Below are 697 nucleotides of genomic sequence, written 5' to 3' on the forward strand. Positions count from 1 at the left end.
ACGCGTTGCGCATGGACGAGGCATCGTTGGATTATCGCGTTCGGCCAGCAGGCTTTAATCGCAGTAAGTGCGCCTTGTCCGCCGTCGAGGACGACGCAGAGCGGCTCAGCGATTTTGCGGAGTAGCTGCGTGTAGGCGTGGGCGGTTTCGTGTTTGGTCCAGTGCCATGCGATGACGTGGTCGTGGCTGGCTGCGACGAGCAAGCATCCGGCGGCGGTGTAGGTACCGTCGATGAAGATCTGGTCGTAGATGCGCTGTGGGTCACCGTCGTTGGGGATGTCGATGAGCCAGAACGGTTTGAATCGGCGGTCAAGTGTCCAACGGCTTACCCCTTGTTGCTGGGCGAGTTCAGACAACGTTGCTGTGGAGGTGGCATAAGAGACGAAGGCTTTAAAGTCGCGGGTCTGCGTGCGGTCGGTGCGGGTTCGTGTCGTGGAACTGCCGCAGTTCGGGTCCTTGCATCGCCACCTGGTTGTGCCTTTAGAAGTGGTTCCGTTTTTCTTCATTTGCCCAGCGCATATCGGGCATCGTGGTCTGTTTTTACTCACCCGGAAAGCACACCAACCCCCGATTAGCACATGCGGGTGCCATTCCGGTGGATTGAACACTAATCGGGCGGATATAAGGTCTTGATGCTTATATCCGCCCGATTTACCCAGCCTAATCAGCAGTAATGCTGAAAGTCAGACACACTTTT

General features: G+C 56.5%; 1 protein-coding gene. It reads right to left on the reverse strand.

The genetic code is table 11. From position 1 onward, the window contains the following. On the reverse strand, positions 1-506 hold a 506-nt coding region (locus tag HMPREF2920_RS09275; RefSeq protein WP_168163874.1), incomplete at its 3' end, for a transposase. Positions 507-697 lie beyond the last annotated feature (191 nt).

Origin of the sequence: Corynebacterium sp. HMSC075F02 (assembly GCF_001838335.1) — a bacterium.
Taxonomy (GTDB): domain Bacteria; phylum Actinomycetota; class Actinomycetes; order Mycobacteriales; family Mycobacteriaceae; genus Corynebacterium; species Corynebacterium jeikeium_D.